Here is a 16043-nt window from a genome sequence, read left to right as displayed (position 1 = left end):
TCGCTGTGATGCAATGACGCTTCTCATATACCTCTCTCGCTAAGGAAACTACCATGCGTACTTTGCCCATTTTTCAGATCGACGCGTTTGCCGAACAGGCGTTCGAAGGTAATCCGGCAGCGGTGATACCTCTGGAAACGGTTGCAGGCGGAGAGTGGTTGGATGACCAAACCCTGCAGCAAATCGCGATGGAAAATAACCTGTCAGAAACCGCCTTCCTGTTGCCACTGGAGAAAACATCAGCAGAGCAATGCGATTATCACCTGCGCTGGTTTACCCCGGCAGTGGAAGTACGCCTGTGTGGCCATGCCACGTTTGCCAGCGCCCACTGGTTCTTTACTGAACATCAGCCTGAGTCCAGAGTGGTCCGCTTTCAGACGCTGTCAGGTGTGTTGACGGTGGAGCGCCATTCCGGTGGTATGACCATGTCGTTGGGGGCCGAGATGCCTGTGGCGGTTGAAGCCAAGCCGGATTACTTAAGTGCGTTGGGGTTGCAGCCTGAACAGGTTGAATTCGTCGGTGCCGGGATCGAGTACTTACAGGTGGTGGTGGCCAACGAAGCTCTGGTCCATTCGCTGCAGCCGGATATGTCAGCGTTAAAAGTGGTGGAATTTGGCGGCGTGATTGTTACCGCCCGAGCGTTTGACCAACCATACGACTTTGTAGGCCGCTTCTTTGCCCCGCAGTTCGGGGTTGATGAAGACCCAGTGACGGGCTCGGCATTCGCCGTAATGGCACCGTACTGGATGGACCGTCTGGGTGCAGCAACCCTGACGGGGTATCAAGCCTCAGAGCGAGGGGGCACGGTTGTGTGTGAACAAAGTGGTGATCGGATCTTGATGACGGGTAAGGCGGTTACCTTTATGCGCGGTGAGGTCTATTTGCCGTGATGGTCTGGATCGCGGCCAGAGGATCAGCCTCTGGCCCGCAATAACAGCAACTCAGCTTCTTCTTCGGTCACCGGCATAATCGACAGTCGGTGGCCTTTCTTGACCAGTCCCAGTTCGCGGATTTCCGGCATTTCCTTGATCGCCTTCAACGGCAATACCTTGTTGAAGCGCTCGCTGAATTTCACATCCACCATGTACCAACGCGGGTTGTCCGGGTCGGATTTTTCATCGTGGTATTTTGACTGACTGTCGAACTGGGTGTGGTCAGGGTAGCCTTCGCGCACCACCTGGGCCAGTCCGGCGATGCCGACCAGTTTGCAGGATGAGTGGTAGATGAACACCCAGTCGCCTTCCTTTATATCGTCACGAAGAAAGTTGCGGGCCTGATAGTTACGCACCCCATCCCAATGCTCGGTTTGGTTCGGACGCTGCTTCAGGTCGTCGATGCCAAAGGTGTCGGGCTCGGTTTTGAACAGCCAGTAAGCCATGGTTGGGCTCCATTAACGTGCCCGGTTCGATTCGGGCGTGGGGCATGTTGCTGGACGGCTATCGAACCGGCTTAAGCCAGCTGAATAGCCGCCATATATTTACAGGTAGGGATTACTTCTTACGCGCTTTCAGTGACAGCGTACTGTCTTTCTTTTTGCGGTTGTTCACCCATTTGCGACCGGCGGGTTTCTTGTTGCCGTCATCGGATGAATTAGCGGCGGCTTGTTTAGGTTCGCGTTTTTCGACGTCAGCCGGTGCTGGCTTGGTAAACGGTTTTTTACCGGCTTTAGCCGCTTTGCGATCTTCATCGGTGGCCAGACGAATCTTGTCACGCTCAATGATGATCTTGCGTTCCTTGTACAAGTTGCCAATGGCTTGTTTGAAGGCACGTTTGCTGCAACCAAAGTGCATTTCGATCAGGTCGGCCGGGCTGGAGTCGCTGACCGCCATGATGCCGGGGCCTGCTTCCAGCTTTTTCATAATGCGACCAGCCAGATCCAGGGCACGTTTGTGGCCCACAGGCTCCAGCGATAAATCCAGTTTGCCGTCTTCGCGCACGCGTTTGACAAAGCCATCCAGTTTCATGCCGGTGCGAACGGCGGTACGAATGTCGTCGTTATACAGCACGCCCCAGAACTGGTTGTTTACCACCGCCTTGTAGCCCAGATCCGTGCGCTGGGCTATGAGCAGTTTGACGGCTTCACCGTTCTTCAGCAGCGGTTCGCCTTCCGCCTGCCAGGCGCCTTCCGATACCGCACGATCCTTGATGTAGCGGTTCAGTTTGCTGGTGGCAATCAGACGGCCGGTGTTGTCTTCAGTGAGGTACACCACATAGCTTTTGCCTTCTTCCATGCGCTGGTTTTGCTCGGCGAAAGGCACGAACAGGTCTTTCGGCAGCCCCCAGTCCATGAAGGCACCGGTGCGGTTAACATCAACGACCTGCAAGTTGGCCACCTGGCCCAGCTGAATGCGCGGGCGTTGCAGGGTAGCGATGTAGCGATCTTCAGAATCCAGGTAGATAAAAGCCTTCAGCTTGTCGCCAACCTGACAGCCGTCAGGCACCTGACGATTCGGCAGTAACACGCGTTCGCCTTCGTCATCTTGCAGGTAAGCGCCTTGTGGCAGGAATTCTTCTACGGTCATTTGGGCATAAGTGCCGGCTTGCAACATGGTGTCTCTCCGTCTGTTGGCAGGCGCCTCCGTCTTCGGAGGCCGGGTGATAAAGTTGAGCGGTCGATCAGTTACGGTAAATGGTTTCAATCAGGTGATAGCCAAATTGGGTTTTCACCGGTCCCTGCACTTTCAGCAGGGGGCCCTTGAACACAACGTCATCGAAGGCCTTGACCATGTCACCTTTGCTGAATTCACCCAGGCTGCCGCCATTACGCTTGGACGGGCAGGTGGAGTGTTTCATGGCCAATTTGCCAAAATCTGCTCCCTTGGCCAATTGGGTTTTCAGCTTTTCCGCTTCTTCGCGGGTTTTTACCAAAATGTGGCGAGCGCAGGCGCGTGGCATGGAAATTCTCCGGCTGATCTGACAGGGCGGCGGACTATACCAGAATGGCACCGGCATGCCAGTACAAAAAACACACAATTCACTGGTGCCGGGTGCTTCCTTGTTGCGATCCGGACGGGGCGGGGTCACACTGCCGCTTTTCGGGTTAGGGGACGTGGTTGTGACGCTGGAAAGCTTGTTGATTCCAATCTTGTTGGCGCTGGTTTGGATGTTCTGGATGGTGCAGCAGCGAGCCCGTTCATTGGCCCTGAAACACGTCCGCAAGGCTTGCCAGCAGGAGTGGGTGCAGTTGCTGGACGACACGCTGGTGCTGGAGTCGATACGACCGAGCCGTAACGCCGCTGGACGGTTTTGCCTGGAACGCCGTTATGGCTTTGAATTTTCGTCAACCGGTGAGCGCCGCTACAAAGGCGAAGTCCATTTGCGTGGCCAGCGGGTTGCCCATCTGGAGCTGGAACCCCACCAGGTCGGGCCCGGTTACTAAATCTCCTGAGCTCGTGATACCTCTGTAAACATCGCGTTCATCCTGTCTTTTCCGCTGTTTTACCACCGCTTATCCGGTTTCGCTGCTATACCAACATAAGGTATTTCTAAATCGATAGGCGGAAATCGGCGTGTCAGATCAGCAAACCAACCTCAATGTGATTGATGTGCTTGGGCAGTGCATATCGCAACAAGCGGAAGCGGCGGAGTCTTTAGCACTCGCCAAGGCAAAGTCGTTGCTGACGATGCTGGACCGGCGACAATGCATTGCCTACTACGACCTTGAAGGGCATCTGCAAGACTGCAACGAACGCTTTCTGGAAACCTATCACTATGCTCGGGAAGACGTTGGCAACCTGAGTCACAAACAGCTGTGCACCTACGAAGAAGTGGAATCGCCGGAGTACCCGCAATTCTGGGAAATGCTGCGTTCTGGCGAAGCCATTTATGGTCAGTTTATCCGTACCACGTTGGACGGCTGGGATATGGAGGTGGACGCCAGCTACATACCCGTGAAAGGCGATGCCGGTATGGTAGTGGGCGTGTTGCAGCTTTCCAATGATATTACCGACGACGCCGGTAAGAATCGCGATAACGACAACTGGGTATCTTCCATGCGGCGGTTTCGGCCGCTCATCGAAGCAAGTGCTGATGGCCGAATCAGCCAGGCTACCTATGCCGCTGAGAAAATCTTTCGCTGCGAAGGTGGAGCCTTGGGCGGCATGCAATTCGATACCCTCTGCGATGCCGATTTTCGCACGGGCCACACCTACACCAGCATCTGGAAAGACCTTCAGCAAGGGCAGGATCGGGTCGGTGATTTTCCGTTCCGTCGGCTGGACGGTGCCCAAGCCTGGCTGAAGTGTGCTTTTGTGCCCATCATGGATGCCCAACAGCGCTTGCAGCGCATTGTTATCGACCTTGAGGATATTACCGATAACAAACTCAATAATCTGGAAGCTGAGGCCCGTATGGCTGCTATCGACAGCGCCCAGATCGTTGCCGAGTTTGATCTGGAAGGTAAGGTTCTGAACGTTAACGAGCGCTTCCTGCAATATTCCGGTTACGCTCACAACGATGTTGTCGGTCAGCACCACACCATGTTTTGTACACCGGAATACGCTAACAGCGAGCAGTACCGCTCCATGTGGGAGAACCTGGCGATAGGAAAATCCCAATCCGGTGAATTCCTGCGGATTCGCCGGGATGGTGAGCAGGCCTGGGTGCAGGCACTGTATACGCCGATTCTGGATATCTCCGGAACCCCTTACAAAGTCGTCAAGTTCGCAACCGATATCACCGCCCAAAAACTGAAGGCGATGGACGATGACGGCAAGGTCGCGGCCATTGCCCGTTCACAGGGCGTGGTGGAGTTTGACCTCAAAGGCAATTTGCTGGATGCCAATATGAATGCCCTGAAGTGGCTGGGCTACAGCATGGATGAAATCCGCGGTCAGCATCACAGCATTTTTGTCGACAGGGATGAAGCCAGTAGCTCGGAGTACCGGGCGTTCTGGCACAAGCTGGCAAAAGGCGATTACGAAAGCGGTGAGTTCCAGCGGATCACCAAGTCGGGCAAGCGCATCTGGATTCAGGCCACCTACAATCCCATCTTTGACCATGCCGGTCGTCCCAAAAAAGTCGTCAAGTACATGATCGACATTACCGAGACCAAGCAACGCTCGCTGGAAAATCAGGTGCGGATGGATGCGGTATCGGCCAGTTGCTGCGTGATCGACATCGACAGCGAAGGCACCATCACGGGTATTAACGAAGAGGCCGAACGCGTGCTGGGCTATAGCGCCAGTGAGCTGGTCGGTGAGCAGGAAACCAAGCTCAGGCATGAGGAAGAAATCCGTAGTTCCACGCGTCTGGAAAACCTGCAAAAAGTACGCGAGGGGCGCGCGGTGTCGGGCGAATTCAAATTGCTGGGGGCTGGCGGTCGCGAGATTTGGGTCAGTGCAACCCTGAGCCCGGTTATGGGGCTGGATGGCCTGCACAAGAAAACCATTGTGGTGGCTTATGACGTCACCAACCGCAAGAAACAAACGCTGGATGCTGAGGGCAAGCTGTCAGCCATCGACCGCTCCCAGGCCATTATTGAATACGACATTGAGGGGCGTGTGCTGACCGCCAATAACAACTTCCTGTTGTTGTACGGCTTCGAAATGAGTGAAATCGCGGGCCGTCATCAGCGCATGTTTGTGCCGGATGAAGAAAGCTCGTCGCCGGATTACCAGTCATTTTGGGAAAAGATGGAGCGTGGTGAATACGAAACCGGTGAATTTAAACGCATCGGTAAAGGCAAGCGCGAACTGTGGGTGCAGGGCAGTTACAACCCGGTGTTCGATCCATCGGGGCGGGTGGTGAAAGTGGTGGAGTATTCCACCGATGTCACTCTGCCCAAGCTGCGTAACGTCGAGTTTGAGGCCAAGGTAAATGCCATCGACCTGGGGCAGGCGGTGGTGGAATTCGACCTGTCAGGCAATGTGCTCAGCGCCAATCGCAATTTCCTGGTGGCCATGGGCTACACCTTGCAGGAGATCCGCGGTCAGCATCACAGCATGTTTTGCTCTCAGGATTACGTCACCAGCGAAGAGTATCGGGATTTCTGGCTCAAGTTGAGCGAGGGTGAGTTTGTGTCAGGGCGTTTCAAACGACTGGGCAAGTTCGACCGGGATGTCTGGATTCGGGCAACCTATAACCCGATCAAGGACCTCAACGGCCGGGTGGTGAAGGTCATCAAGTATGCCTACGACATCACTAAGGAAGTGGAGCTGGAAGACCAGATGATGAAAAAATCGATGGAAATGACCGACTGCGTCAGCAAACTGTTGGACACGATTTCCGAGATTTCCCAGGGCGCTCAAACGGCCTCCAACAACGTCTCGACAACTACAGCGGTGGCTGAAAATGGCCTGAAGTCGTTGCAGGAATCGCTCAAGACCACCCGCCGGATTCGCGGTAACTCCGAAAAAGTGGCCGAGATTGTTGGCATCATCAGTGAAATTGCGGGGCAGACCAACCTGTTGGCCTTCAATGCGGCCATCGAAGCGGCCCGCGCTGGCGAATACGGTGTCGGTTTCTCGGTGGTGGCAACCGAAGTGCGCAAACTGGCCGAGCGTTGTTCGGTGGCGGCCAATGACATTAATGAGCAGATCAAAACGTCCCAGAACGACGTAGAAGAAGGCGAGCGCATCAGTCAGCAAACCGCCGATCAGATTCAAACCATCATGCAGCGGGTGTCTGGCACCATGGACATTGTTGAAGGCATTACCCAGGCAGCCGAGCAGCAACGCATACAAGCGGAAGATGTGAAGGAAATGATTCACCAGCTGCGGGCGACGGTTCATTGAACATGCAGCCCGGCCAGGGCATCCAGACGCTGGCACCCGACCACGAGCGGCTTGCCGCACTGATACACAAGGGTGAGGTGTTTGCCTTCCCGTTGGAGGTGGTGCGTGAAGTGGTTCCCATGTCGGAGTTGCTGACGCCGGTGTGTTCGGCTCCCTGTGTGATGGGGTTCATCCTGTTACGCGGTGTTCAGGTGCCGGTGATGGATCTGTCCGGGGTGATGCATTACGGCGCACAGGACGTTTCTGAGGCATATGCGTCAGAACAACCTGCGCCTGAACAGTCCGACGTGGTGGCCATTCTGCGCTTTGATGATTGCCTGCTGGGCTTGGTCATTGATGCCGTGGTGGATGTGCTGAAAGTAAAGCCGGATCAGTTTTCTCACTTGTGTTTCGATGCCAATTACAACGGCGTTTGGAATGACCTTTGGAATGACGCTGGTGCTCGTGCTGTCAGTAGCTCGGGTGCAAGCCATTCTGATGTCGCCAGTCAGCCTCGAAATAGTCGCCTGGTGCTGGGCAGTTACACGCTGGAGTCGGACTCGTCGCCCAGTCAATCCGGTGCCAAAACGGCGCTCTTGATTGACGAGCAAGCGCTGTTTTCGATTCCCGGTGTGCCGCTGACCCGGGTAGAACCTCTGCGTGTCCAACGAGCTTTGAAGCCTGTTAGCAGTGAGCAGCCGGATGCTGACACAGCTGCGAATGGCTCTGAAAGCAGAGCTAACAATGGCGACGCGAACAGCGACATGCCCGATGCGTCAGGCTCCCACACGGCTGAGGCACTAACGCTGGTTAGCGACGATGAGTCCGGCCTTGATGGTAAACATGCAAGCACCAATACCAACACAAATACAAACGCCAAGTCAGGCAGCGAAGCCAGGCGTCCGCCACCGACCTATGCCCCGCACGTGCTGGTGGTGCGAATTCGGCGTCATTATTTTGCGATTCAGGCGCGGCTGGTTCAAACCACACTGGCCGACTACGATGTAGACGTCGCCCCCATTGATAACGAAATGTACGTTGGCGAAATCCGTTTTCAAGATCAGTCGATTGCCATTGCCGACTGGAGTCAGCTGTTTTGGGAAAGCGATGAAGAGCCGCCGTCACGGAACGGTCGATTGCCGCTGTTGATTTACCAAATGCCTCAGGGACTGCTGGGGTTAATGGTGGATGAGGTGCTGGATGTTTTGCCAACGCCTGCAGTAGAAGCCTTGCCATTGCCCAAAGGCGCTTTGCCCGGCGGTGATTTGATGACGGGCGTGTTGCCGCTGGAACAACTCTACAAGCAGGGTAAAACCAACATCGGTACGGATTTTGTTTTGCTGTTTGACGACGATCGAATTCGCGCCACAGAGTCGCTTGGCCGGTTAGCCAGCATGGCTCGACGGTTATCGTCCAGTGCCTATTCGGGAGCTGACTCCAGTACTTACACGAACACAGCAGGCAGTGTGGAACACAGCAAGGCCGGAAATACCGCACACGGCGTTGAAAAAGACCTCCACTTACAGCAGATGCTGATTGTCGATGCCGGTGTTGAAGTGTGCTGCCAAATTCGGGATGTGGTTGAAATCTTTCGACTGCGTCAGAGTCATCGTATCAATATGCCGGGCACGCCCTTGTGCGGGCTGGCCACGGTTCGCGGTCGGGCAGTGCCTGTTTATCAGTTGGCGGGACTGATCGGTCAGGTATCCACTCAGCAGGAAGGAGAAGTTCTGGTGGTGCGAGCCGGTGACGGCTGGGTTGGCTTTATGGTGCAGGCGTTGAAAGAAATTCAGTTTGCCCAATGGCAGCGGCAGGTAGACATCCCGGCGCTGTCGCGTCCGGACGGTGTTGACTATGGCCAATACAAGGCGTGCTGGAGTTTGTGTGGTCTGCAAACCCCGGAAGGCCTGAAAACCACACCATCGTTAAATCTTGGCAAGCTGGCCGAGGTGTACACGGACATCTTCCCGGCGCTGAGTTTTCACGAACCGTCTTGACGTAAAAAATCCAGCATCCAGACACCGGCCAGGGTGTCGTCGGTGCTGGTGTTCAATGTTTCCATTCCCGCATTAAAGCGCTCCTCTCCAATGGCTTCCCGCCGACGTGGTAACAATCGTCGTAAGTAGGTGGCCGTGAATTCCGGGTGGCCCTGAAACGCCAGCACCCGGCGGTCGATCGAAAACGCAGCGTTCGGACAGAAATCACAGCCGGACAGTCGTTGTGCCTCCGGTGGTAGTGATAACACCTGATCGCGGTGGCTGTAGATCAAGCGTAAATGGCTGGCCTTGATGGTCGACCAGGACGGTGAGGCGGTAATGGCGCTGCCGCGAACACCAATGCCCCAGCCCTTGTCGCTTAACGCGGCATGGCCGCCAAGGTGATGAGCCAGAAACTGGTGACCAAAGCACACACCTATTTGCGGTACTCCGGCTGCAAAGCATTGCTTCACCCAGTTAGCCAGTGGCTCCAGCCATGGGTCGTTATCGTAAACGCCGGTTTTTGAGCCGGTGACCAACCAGGCATCACATTCATTTGGTTGCTGCGGGAATTCCATCTGCGTCACCTGATAGCTACGAAACTCCAGCTGGCTGGCTAACGGGTGTGGCAGAGCCGTCAGAAATTGGCGAAACATATGACCGTACGAACGGTAGTCGCTCAGCAGGTCGGGGTAGAGTTCGTCTGTCTCCAGAATGCCGATTCGAATCATGTGAATCCTGAAAAGTAGAAGGGGCGTGTTACTGAATCGAAGGGTTTCCTTTGTGATGCACTGGTGAATTCCGGCGCAACGGCGTCAGGATGTCCTCAAGCCCGTTAATGCGAATTTCCAATGCCAATGCCATCAGCTTGCCCAGTTCGCCGTCCGGAAAGCCCTTGTTGGCAAACCACAACAAGTACTCCTCTGGTAGATCAATGATCACTTTGCCCTGATATTTTCCAAACGGCATCGGGTAGGACACCAGTTGGATCAGGTCCGATTTGTCGAACATAGATGGCCTCTTTTAATGGCAATGGCGCAGACAGTCGTGTCTTTTGGTATCGAGTTTCAATAAATACTAACAAATGCATCGCGTGATGCTGAAAAGTTCTAAAAGCGCACTAGTCTTAATACAGGGTATCAATTCTGATCTCTTGATCACCAGTTCCCATGCTGGGTTGTTTCTGATAGAAATGTTAATAGTAGTCTTGAATTTTCTGTTTGAGCCAACTGCTCAAGTTGAATATGTGCCGATGGAGCTGAGTTAGTGCCGGGCCCTGTATCTGATTTTAAGTACCCCTGTGGCGATGACCAAGGACGTTCCCGGGAGAGGGTACAGAGTCAACGTGACAGCCGCTTGCGACAAATCGTAGAGCGAAGCGCCAAAGCCTTTGCATCGGCCAGTGGACGGTCGATCTATGGCGACCTTGAAGCCATGCTGTTTTTGTTGGCGGACACACTGGCGGCCCAGGAGGCCTTCTTGCTGGTGTCGTCACCCATCACCAGTTGGCAAACGCCGATGGAAATTGTGGTCGGCAAGAACGATGGCGTCGACTTGCTGAACCGGCTGGCGGATTTTCGGCTGGCAGACTTCAATGACAACATTGACCAGATACCGGACATGGCGGTTTGGCAAACCGGTGAGTCCGGTGCCATAGCGCCACCGGGGGCGCTGGAAACCCTGTGGTTGTATTTGTCGGACGGCAAACCTTACATCGCGGTGCCGGTTCAAAACCGCCGCGAAGTGCGCGCCCTGATGTTGTTCAGCTTTGATCATGCTGCCCCCGACATTACTGCCGCCCTGCGCAGCAGCCTGTTAACCGCAGCCCATATGGGGCTGGCCTTCGCCGACCTTGGCGTGTTGGACCAACAACTGAATTTCCGGGTGCGACTGCTGGACGAATCCCAGCAGTTTGCCAATGTCGGTATGTGGGAATACATCACCGGCCATTCCGATCTTAAAATTTCCCCTGTTCTGCAACGCCTGTTCGGTATTCCGGTTGAGGAGTTTGCCAACCTGACGTCTCTGCTCGGCCGGGTACATGAGGATGAGCGTCAGCAAGTCACCATGCTGGTGACGACGGCTGTCAGTCGTAACGAAGGCTACAGCCTGCAATGCCGGGTGTTGTTGGGCGACGGTCAATACACTCGCCTGAACGTGGTGACCCGGGTCGAGAAAATTGCTCCCGGTGCCTATCGCCGTTATGGCTTTGTGCGCAAATGCGAAGAAGCCGCAGCGACGGTGCCGGGGCATTTACGCAGTAATGTGCTGAAACACATGGATGATGGGGTGGCTATTTTTCATCGCGACGGCAGTGTGTTGTCAGTGAATCCGGCGTTTTGCAAGCTGGTCGGCTTTCCCGAGGAGGTGCTGATTGGCTGTGGCTGGGGTGAAGTGGCCGGCTTGTGGTCCTTGCCATCTGCACCAGCGCGGATCATTCGTCAATCGGTCAAGGACGGTAGCTGGAGCGGCGAAGGGCATTTTCGGTCGGGGGGCTCCAGTTCACCGTTGCACAAACTACGACTGGTGGCGCTGACCGACGAACAACAAAAGCTGGAACACTTCTCCATCATTCTGAAAGACGTTTCCAGTCGTCAGAATTCCAAGCAACGGCTTGAATGGCTGGTTAACGTCGACATGGTTACCGGCCTGCCCAATCGTAACCAGATCATGCGACGCATCGACAGTGCCATCGCCAATCTGCCAACGGGACGTCGGCTGGCGGTGATGGTGCTCAATATCGACAGCTTCCAGGAAATCAACGACAGCTACGGCCACATTATTGGGAATGAGCTGCTGAAAGCCTTTGGCGAACGCCTGTCTGATTGTTGCCGTACCTCCAATACTTTTTTGGCTCGCCTTGGTGGTGATGAATTTGCGGTGTGTGTGTCAGATCTGGAGACCGATGCTGAGCTGCAATTGTTGATCAGTGCCGTACAGCAGGTCACCCAACGACCGTTCGATCTGGTTGATGGTAATCCAATCTATGCCACCGCCGGTATGGGCGTGGCGGAATATCCGGTGCATGGCGAACATGCCATGGCGCTGGTTGGCAACGCCGATACCGCGCTGCACGATGCCAAGCGCAGTGGTGCTTCCGGGGTTGCCATGTATCGCAATGACCTGACCGAGCAAGCAGCCAACCGGGTGCAAATTACCAATGATTTGAGGATGGCCTTGCAGGGTGGGGAAGGGCTGATTATTCATTACCAGCCTCAGGTGGATGCCCGCCATGGCAAAATTGTTGGCCTTGAGGCGTTGATACGCTGGCAGCACCCACGCAATGGACTGATTTTCCCACTGGGTTTCCTGCCCTGTGCGGAAGACGCCGGACTGATGCCGGAAATCGATCGTTTTGTATTGCGGCGTGTGGCTCGGGATCTGGTGAGCTGGCGTCAGCAGGGGCTGCAAACCGTCACGGTAGCAGTCAATATTTCCCAGCAGAGCTTTGTTGAAGGTTCTCTGTTGGAGCAACTTGAATGGCTGGCGCGATCGCATCAGCTACAAGATGGCGATATTGATCTGGAACTGACGGAAGGCGCTTTGTTGCAACCGACCGACGCCGTGCTGGATATGGTTACAGCCATTCGCAAGCTGGGCTTTGCGTTGACCATTGACGACTTTGGCACCGGCTATTCGTCGATGAATTACCTGCATCGCTTCCCGCTGCAAAAACTCAAAATTGATCGCAGCTTTATTTCCCAGCTGGAAACCGCTGAAGAATGCCGGGTCATTACACGCAACATTGTGCGTATGGCGCAGGAGTTGAAATTGGGGCTGGTGGCAGAAGGGGTAGAAAACGGCGAGCAGTCAGCGTTTTTGAAAGCCACTGGCTGTGATGTGCATCAGGGATTTTATTACGACCGTGCTCTGACGCCAGAGCAGGTGGTGCGCCTGCTGGAAGGGTAATAGCAGGCACACCGTTTTCGGAGCAGGATCGCTGCTCCCGAAATTTGATTACTCGTAGGTGCAGAAGTATGCAGTGTCTACGGTAATGCGCACCTGGAATTTCTCATTGGCAGCGATCTTGAACGATTCGCCCTGGCCATAGGTGATCCATTCGCTGGCGCGTGGCAGCAGTGCGGCGATAGAGCCGGATACCACAGTCATCACTTCGTTCTGGCTGGTGCCAAACTCGTATTCGCCCGGCAGCATGACGCCAACGGTGGCTGGCAGGGTTTCGGTCTGCAGGCCGATGGACGCGACTTTACCGTCGAAGTACTGGTTCACTTTCAGCATTGCTGGGTCTCCTTAACAAAAGTAGGGGCCTGGCGTAAGTCACTCTTTTAGGAGGCTTTTGCAGGATATATCCCCGAAACAGGGCGGCGGATTATGCCAGAACTCTGGCCAGACAGAAAACTCTTCAAAAAACGTGACTGTTCCACAAAAAGTTCGGGCATTCTTATTTATCTTCCTGTATAGTCCGGCACCCTTTTGACAAACATACATGTCGGGCCAGGCCAGTTGCAGTGATAGTCAGTCATCGCGTTTACGTGTTTCGAACTGACGACGAGTGCAGAGAGATCTCAGCAGAGACGGCCAACGCCCTGCCTCTGTGAGCAACTAATCAGGAACTATATGTCCGATACTACTCCCGCTGGTTTTGCCAGCCTGGGCCTGCCTTTCTCTATTCTGCGTTCACTGGACGAACTGGGCTACGAAGCTCCATCCCCAATTCAGGCGGCCGGTATTCCACCGCTGCTGGAAGGCAAGGATGTGCTGGGTATGGCTCAGACCGGTACCGGTAAAACCGCTGCCTTCTCGCTGCCAATTCTGGCGCGCACCCAAGCCGACTTCAAAGCCCCACAGGTACTGGTGCTGGCACCAACCCGTGAGCTGGCTCAGCAAGTTGCTGAAGCTGTAAAAACCTACAGCCGTTTCATCGACGGTATTAATGTTGCTGCTATTTATGGCGGTACTGACTACGGTTCCCAACTGCGTGAACTGAAGCGCGGCCCGCAGTGGGTTGTGGGTACTCCAGGTCGTATCATGGACCACCTGCGTCGCGGTTCCCTGAACCTGGCCGACATCAAGGCCGTGGTTCTGGACGAAGCTGACGAAATGCTGCGCATGGGTTTCATCGACGATGTGAACTGGATTCTGGAACAGACTCCACGCTCCCGTCAGGTGGCGCTGTTCTCCGCCACCATGCCGCGTGAGATCCAGCAGGTTGCTGAAACGCACCTGAAAGACCCGGTACAGGTGAAAATTCAGGCCAAGACCACTACCAACGAACGCATTACCCAGAAGTACTGGTTCGTTGCTGGCGCACACAAGAACGATGCGCTGCTGCGTCTGGCTGAAACTGAAGACTTCGACGCCATGATGGTGTTCGTACGTACCAAGCAAGCCACTGAAGAAGTTGCCGACTTCATGCAGGCCAACGGTTTCCGTTGTCAGCCACTGAACGGTGATATTCCACAGCAGCTGCGTGAAAAAGCCGTTGAAAAGCTGAAAGCTGGTCAACTGGATATGATCGTGGCGACTGACGTTGCCGCTCGTGGTCTGGACGTTGAGCGTATTTCTCACGTTATCAACTACGACATTCCACAAGACACCGAATCCTACGTGCACCGTATTGGTCGTACTGGCCGTGCTGGTCGTGAAGGTGTGGCGATTGCGTTTGTTCGTGGCCGTGAAAAGCGCATGCTGCGTGACATTGAACGTGCAACCCGTCAGCAAATTGAAGAAATTCAGCTGCCGACTGCCAAAGATGTTAACGAGCGTCGCAAGACCCGTTTCCAGCAGCGTGTGGTTGAAGCCATTAATCCGGAAAAGAACAAGATTTTCCGCGATATTCTGGAAAACGTGCAGCTGGAAAACGAGCTGGACCCACTGGACCTGGCCGCTGCCGTTGCTACCCTGATGCAAGGCGACAAGCCTCTGTTCATCGATGAAAACGAACGTCCTCGTCGTGAGCCTCGCGAACCACGTGAACGTCGTGAGCGCGGTGACCGTCCAGAGCGTGGTGATCGCGGTGAGCGTCGTGACCGCAAGTCTGCGCCGGACTCCCGTGCTCGTCCTCTGAAGGGCAAGCCGGACGTTGAAATGACCCGTTACTGGGTTGGCGTGGGTTACGAAAACGGCCTTAAGCCAGGTAACCTGGTGGGCGCAGTTGCCAACGAAGCGGATCTGGATTCCAGCTTCATCGGTCACATCGAAATCTTCGACGGTTACTCCGTGGTCGACCTGCCAACCGGCATGCCGAACGAAACCATGAACGTGCTGAAGAAAGCCCGTGTGTGTGGTCAGGCGCTGAACATTCGTCCTTACCGTGCCGATCTGGCTGAAAGCTCCGGTCGTCCAGCGCGCCCAGCCCGTCGTAATGACCGTGGTGGTGAGCGTGGCGAAGGTCGTGGCGATCGTGGTGGTGAAGGCCGTCGTGAGCACCGTGGTGGTCCACGTCGCGCACCTCGCAAGCCGCGTGACTGATCCCGGCCTAACGCCTGCTTGATCCCTGAAAACCCCGCACCCTGCAAAGAGTGCGGGGTTTTTTATTGGCCGCGATTTCTCTTTCGGAGCTATCTCAGAGATATCAGGCTGTCCGGAATGGCAGGAGAGTTCCAAATGTGACGGCGACACTGAAATAGCGGCTGGCACAGCCTCGGCAGAGTAGTGGAATCGGGATTAGGCTTATGCAAAAGCGCTTTTCTCTGCACGGTTTTTTTGCAGAGTTGTGGCACTGTTCAATACGCTGCTTTGGAAGCGGGGGCTTGTATGCAAATCCACGACGTCGTCGATCTCAACATTGCCATTATTTCGGCCTCGCATCGCTCCGGGTCGCAAAGCCTCAGAATTGCCGAAGCACTGCGTGACCAGTTCCTGTTGGGCAATGCCGACGTGATCGACCTGTTCGATGAAAATCTGCCGCTGTGGGATGGTGAGCAAGCCACCATGGCCAGTAACGAGGTCGCATCGGTGAAGGCTCGGGTGAAAGCCGCAGACGGTCTGGTAATGGTCATTCCCGAGTGGCATGGCATGGTGCCCGCCGGGTTGAAGAACCTGTTGCTGTGGTTAGGCGCCGATGAGCTGGCCCATAAACCGGTGTTGCTGGTGGGTATATCGGTGTCGTCCGGCGGTGCCTTTGTGGTGTCTGAAATGCGTGCCAGCGGCTATAAAAACTCGCGTATGTTGTATCTGCCGGAGCACCTGTTGCTGCGTAATGTTGCCGATCTTTGGCAGCAGGAAGATGCCGAAGCCGATGCTTATATCAGCGCGCGTACCCGTTATTGCGTCGATCAGCTGTTGGTCTACTGCTCGGCCATGCGGCCCATGCGTGAAAGCCTGTGCGAGGGGCTGGCGGAATACCCCAACGGCATGTCTTAAGCTCTTTTTACTGGTAACCGCCAGTCCC

At 55.1% G+C, this 16043-nt stretch carries 13 protein-coding genes; 7 read left to right on the top strand and 6 right to left on the bottom strand.

Features of this window, described 5'->3' with window-relative positions; all coding sequences use genetic code 11:
- Positions 1 to 53 precede the first annotated feature (53 nt).
- Entirely contained in the window at positions 54 to 890 is an 837-nt protein-coding gene (locus tag G516_RS0103560) for a PhzF family phenazine biosynthesis protein (RefSeq protein ID WP_028292501.1), read from the top strand.
- Between the two features lie 23 nt (positions 891 to 913).
- Here G516_RS0103560 and G516_RS0103555 read toward each other — a convergent pair whose 3' ends face one another.
- The 3 genes from G516_RS0103555 to G516_RS0103545 all read right to left on the bottom strand — a co-directional run bounded on the left by G516_RS0103555 (position 914) and on the right by G516_RS0103545 (position 2895).
- On the bottom strand, positions 914 to 1378 hold the full coding sequence (locus tag G516_RS0103555; protein ID WP_028292500.1) for an EVE domain-containing protein: 465 nt from the start codon (positions 1376 to 1378) through the stop codon (positions 914 to 916).
- Positions 1379 to 1490: 112 nt separating this feature from the next.
- The gene (locus G516_RS20860; protein WP_051218898.1) at positions 1491 to 2549 is read right to left on the bottom strand and encodes a CvfB family protein; all 1059 of its coding nucleotides are present in this window, start codon (positions 2547 to 2549) and stop codon (positions 1491 to 1493) included.
- Positions 2550 to 2616: 67 nt separating this feature from the next.
- Positions 2617 to 2895 carry a peptidylprolyl isomerase gene (locus tag G516_RS0103545; protein WP_028292499.1) on the bottom strand — a complete coding sequence of 93 codons (279 nt, stop codon included), beginning with the start codon at positions 2893 to 2895 and terminating at the stop codon, positions 2617 to 2619.
- A 160-nt stretch (positions 2896 to 3055) separates the two neighbouring features.
- Here G516_RS0103545 and G516_RS0103540 point away from each other — a divergent pair, with 160 nt between their 5' ends.
- The 3 genes from G516_RS0103540 (at position 3056) to G516_RS0103530 (ending at position 8710) form a co-directional block, all read left to right on the top strand.
- Complete coding sequence (locus tag G516_RS0103540) at positions 3056 to 3379, top strand: DUF3301 domain-containing protein (RefSeq protein WP_028292498.1); 324 nt, start codon at positions 3056 to 3058, stop codon at positions 3377 to 3379.
- A gap of 130 nt (positions 3380 to 3509) precedes the next feature.
- Positions 3510 to 6734, top strand: a complete 3225-nt coding sequence (locus G516_RS20855) for a methyl-accepting chemotaxis protein (protein ID WP_051218896.1) — start codon at positions 3510 to 3512, stop codon at positions 6732 to 6734.
- A 2-nt stretch (positions 6735 to 6736) separates the two neighbouring features.
- Entirely contained in the window at positions 6737 to 8710 is a 1974-nt protein-coding gene (locus tag G516_RS0103530; protein WP_245582612.1) for a chemotaxis protein CheW, read from the top strand.
- Here G516_RS0103530 and G516_RS0103525 read toward each other — a convergent pair.
- Positions 8695 to 9420: a glutamine amidotransferase-related protein gene (locus G516_RS0103525; RefSeq protein WP_036534292.1), complete on the bottom strand. Its 726-nt coding sequence runs from the start codon at positions 9418 to 9420 to the stop codon at positions 8695 to 8697. The two genes, G516_RS0103530 and G516_RS0103525, sit on opposite strands and share 16 nt — an antisense overlap.
- Positions 9421 to 9448: 28 nt before the next feature.
- Complete coding sequence (locus G516_RS0103520; protein ID WP_028292495.1) at positions 9449 to 9700, bottom strand: DUF3820 family protein; 252 nt, start codon at positions 9698 to 9700, stop codon at positions 9449 to 9451.
- A gap of 345 nt (positions 9701 to 10045) precedes the next feature.
- On the opposite strand from G516_RS0103520, the gene G516_RS0103510 reads away from it, so the two are divergent.
- Positions 10046 to 12598: a putative bifunctional diguanylate cyclase/phosphodiesterase gene (locus tag G516_RS0103510; RefSeq protein ID WP_156878938.1), complete on the top strand. Its 2553-nt coding sequence runs from the start codon at positions 10046 to 10048 to the stop codon at positions 12596 to 12598.
- A gap of 48 nt (positions 12599 to 12646) precedes the next feature.
- Here the strand turns inward: G516_RS0103510 and ppnP are convergent, their stop codons facing one another.
- A complete protein-coding gene (gene ppnP, locus G516_RS0103505; protein ID WP_028292493.1) occupies positions 12647 to 12928 on the bottom strand; it encodes a pyrimidine/purine nucleoside phosphorylase in 282 nt (93 codons plus the stop codon).
- Between the two features lie 339 nt (positions 12929 to 13267).
- On the opposite strand from ppnP, the gene G516_RS0103500 reads away from it, so the two are divergent.
- Positions 13268 to 15121, top strand: coding sequence for a DEAD/DEAH box helicase (locus tag G516_RS0103500; protein ID WP_028292492.1), 1854 nt, complete (start codon positions 13268 to 13270; stop codon positions 15119 to 15121).
- 285 nt (positions 15122 to 15406) lie between these two features.
- Positions 15407 to 16015: an NADPH-dependent FMN reductase gene (locus tag G516_RS0103495; protein ID WP_028292491.1), complete on the top strand. Its 609-nt coding sequence runs from the start codon at positions 15407 to 15409 to the stop codon at positions 16013 to 16015.
- Positions 16016 to 16043: the final 28 nt, after the last annotated feature.

Origin of the sequence: Oceanobacter kriegii DSM 6294, from assembly GCF_000422845.1 — a bacterium.
GTDB lineage: Bacteria > Pseudomonadota > Gammaproteobacteria > Pseudomonadales > Oceanobacteraceae > Oceanobacter > Oceanobacter kriegii.
Note: the sequence above shows the minus strand (reverse complement) of the source record. Positions and strands in the feature narration are given on the sequence as shown.